This window comes from Mesorhizobium sp. M7A.F.Ca.CA.003.01.2.1 (genome assembly GCF_003998945.1).
GTDB classification, from domain to species: domain Bacteria; phylum Pseudomonadota; class Alphaproteobacteria; order Rhizobiales; family Rhizobiaceae; genus Mesorhizobium; species Mesorhizobium ciceri.
Genome location: NZ_RZRA01000676.1, coordinates 1 through 3,210, shown reverse-complemented (window position 1 = coordinate 3,210; position 3,210 = coordinate 1). Strand labels below are relative to the sequence as shown.

Genomic DNA, 3,210 nt, shown 5'->3' with positions numbered 1-3,210 from the left:
GGGGAGATCGGCTGTCATCTTAGATTTCGCCAATTTTTGAAAGTTTTGGAAGAGGCAGGTTGCCCGAAACTGCCAATCTCCCCCCTTGAGGGGAGATGTCCGGCAGAACAGAGGGGGGCGCTGTCCCGCCGGCATCACCGCTTTTGCGCCATCGCGAATTAAATATGCAGCGCGTGTCCCAGCGCCTTCAGCGCTGCTTCCTGGAATCCCTCGCCCTGCGTCGGATGCGCGTGGATGGTGCCGGCGATGTCCTCCAGCCGCGCGCCCATCTCCAGCGCCAGCCCGAACGCCGCCGCCAGTTCCGACACACCCTGCCCGACCGCCTGGATGCCGAGCACCAGATGGTTGTCGGCGCGGGCCAAGACGCGGACAAAGCCGTCCTCGCCCAGCTTCGTCATCGCCCGGCCGTTGGCCGCGAACGGGAACATGCCGATCTTGATCTCGCCGCCGAGCGCCTTGGCTTCTTCCGGCGAAAGACCAGCGGTCACCAGTTCGGGATCGGTGAAGCAAACGGCGGGTATCGAACGCTTGTCCCAGCTGCGCTTGTGGCCGGCAACGATCTCGGCGACCATCTCGCCCTGCGCCATCGCCCGGTGCGCCAGCATCGGCTCGCCGGTGACGTCGCCAATGGCGAAGATGCCGCGCATCGAGGTGCGGCACTGGTCGTCGATGCGGATGAATTTGCCGGCCATGTCGAGGTCGATCTGCTCGAGCCCCCAGCCTTCGGTCACCGGCTTGCGCCCGACCGTGACCAGGATTTTTTCGGCGGCGACCTTGGCGCTCTTGCCGTCCGAGGTCTCGACCAGCAACGCGTCACCCTTGGTTGAAAGCCCCTTGGCCTTGGCGCCCAGCATCACCTCGACGCCGAGCGCGGTGAGCCGCTTGACCACCGGCCGGGTCAGCTCGGCATCATACTGCGCCAGCACGCGCGGCAAGGCCTCGATCACGGTCACCTCAGCGCCCATCTTGGCAAATGCCATGCCCAGTTCCAGCCCAATATAGCCGCCACCGACGACCGCGAGATTTTTCGGCACGTCGCTGAGTGCCAGTGCCTCGGTTGACGAAATCACCCGACCGCCAAACGGCAGGAACGGCAGCTCCACCGGCGCCGAGCCGGAGGCGATGACGATCGTTTCGGCCCGGATCACCTGCACGCCCGTCTCGGTCTCGACCGCGACCGTCTTGCCGTCGCGAAAGCTCGCCCAGCCATGCACGGTTTTCACGCCTGCCTTCTTGAGCAGGCCGGCGACGCCACTGTTGAGCCGGCTGACGATGCCGTCCTTCCAGGCGACGGTCCGGGCAAGATCGAGCGTCGGCGCGGTGACCGAAATGCCGAGCGGGCTCTTGCCGCCCGCCATGTGCGACACCTTCTCGAACTCCTCCGCCGCATGGATCAGCGCCTTGGACGGGATGCAGCCGACATTGAGGCAGGTGCCGCCCGGCTTGCCGGCCTCGACGATCACCGTATCGACGCCGAGCTGTCCGGCCCGGATGGCGCAGACATAGCCGCCCGGCCCGGCGCCGATGACGAGCAGCTTGCAGGAGATTTCTTTCATGATGGCACGCTCTTTCTGGTGGCGAAGGCCCCCTCATCCGGCCGCTTCGCGGCCACCTTCTCCCCGGTGGGGAGAAGAGGCGAGCACAGACGCCGGCGACCTCCTCTCCCCTCGGGGAGAGGTCGGATTGCCCCGAATTGCCCTTCGCAATTCGGTTTTGGCAATCCGGGTGAGGGAGCCCTTGCGACCGTTCTCATCCCCTCAATCCACGAAAATCAGCGCCGGCGTTTCCAGCAGCGTCTTGATCCGCTGGATGAACACCGCCGCATCCCACCCATCGATCACCCGATGGTCGAAGCTCGACGACAGGTTCATCATCTTGCGCGGCATGAACTGGGTGCCGTCCCACACCGGCCGCACCATCATCTTGTTGACGCCGACGATCGCCACTTCCGGATGGTTGATGACCGGCGTCGTCGCCACGCCGCCCATGGCGCCGAGCGAGGTGATGGTGATGGTCGAGCCGGACAGCTCGTCGCGTGTTGCCGTGCCGGACTTGGCCGCCTCGGCCAGCCTGATGACCTCGGCGCCGCAATCCCAGATGTCGCGCGCCTCGGCGTGCTTGACCACCGGAACCACCAGCCCCGACGGCGTCTGTGCGGCGATGCCGATATGGATGCCGCCATGCTGATGGACGATGCCGGCCTCGTCGTCGAACAGGGAATTGAGATTGGGCTGGTCCGCGATCGCCTTGACCATCGCCCGCATCAGGAACGGCAGCAGCGTCAGTTTCGGCCGCTCCACGCCAGGACGCTTCTCCTTGTTGAGCGCCGCGCGCAATTCCTCCAGTGCGGTGACGTCGATCTCCTCGACATAGGTGATGTGCGGAATGCGCGATTTGGACAGCGACATCTTCTCGGCGATCTTGCGCCGCAAGCCGACCACCTTGATATCCTGCACAGCGTCGTTGCGGGCGAGGCCGGATGCCTTTGCGACCTGCGGCCCGCGGGCCAGGAACGCTTCGATGTCCTCATGGCCGATGCGACCGGCCGGACCGGATCCGGCAACCTGCCTGAGATCGATGCCGGCTTCTTTTGCCCGCAGACGAACGGCCGGCGACGCCAGCGGTCTTTCGCCTTGAAGCCGCGGCGCGCCGGAGACGGAAGGCTGCGCCGTGCTTTTCTGTGAGGCTGCCGGTTTCGCCTTGGGCTCGTCGCTCTTTGGGGATGTCTTCACGACCGGCGCAGCAGCCTCGGGCTTCGGCGTCGGAAGTTTTGCCGGAGGCTCAGCGGACACCGCTTCCGCTTCGGCGCCTTGCGGCTTGGCGTTGCCCTCGCCCGCCACCTTCAGCCGCACGATGGGCGAGCCGATGGCCACCGTGTCGCCGATCTCGGCGCCCAGCCACAGGATCTCGCCATCAACCGGCGAGGGGATTTCAACCGTCGCCTTGTCGGTCATGACTGCGGCGAGCACAGTGTCCTCGCGGACGATATCGCCGACCTTGACGTGCCATTCGACCAGCTCGGCCTCGGCGACGCCTTCGCCGACATCGGGCAGCTTGATGATGTGTTCGCCCATCTCAGGCTCCCATGGTTTCAAGCAAGGCACGGCCAACGCGGGCGGGACCGGGAAAATAATCCCACTCCTGCGCATGCGGATAGGGCGTGTCCCAGCCGGCAACGCGAGCAACCGGCGCTTCGAGGTGATAGAAACA

Annotated in this window: 2 protein-coding genes and 1 pseudogene; all 3 read right to left on the bottom strand. The window is 65.5% G+C overall.

The genetic code is table 11. The features are described from left to right. Window positions 1-158 precede the first annotated feature (158 nt). The gene (lpdA, locus tag EN969_RS23515) at window positions 159-1,556 is read right to left on the bottom strand and encodes a dihydrolipoyl dehydrogenase (protein WP_063169593.1); all 1,398 of its coding nucleotides are present in this window, start codon (window positions 1,554-1,556) and stop codon (window positions 159-161) included. Window positions 1,557-1,757: 201 nt separating this feature from the next. Continuing rightward, complete coding sequence (locus tag EN969_RS23510) at window positions 1,758-3,074, bottom strand: dihydrolipoamide acetyltransferase family protein (RefSeq protein ID WP_063169594.1); 1,317 nt, start codon at window positions 3,072-3,074, stop codon at window positions 1,758-1,760. A gap of 1 nt (window position 3,075) precedes the next feature. Then, a pseudogene (locus EN969_RS23505) lies at window positions 3,076-3,210 on the bottom strand (alpha-ketoacid dehydrogenase subunit beta); the annotation flags it as partial.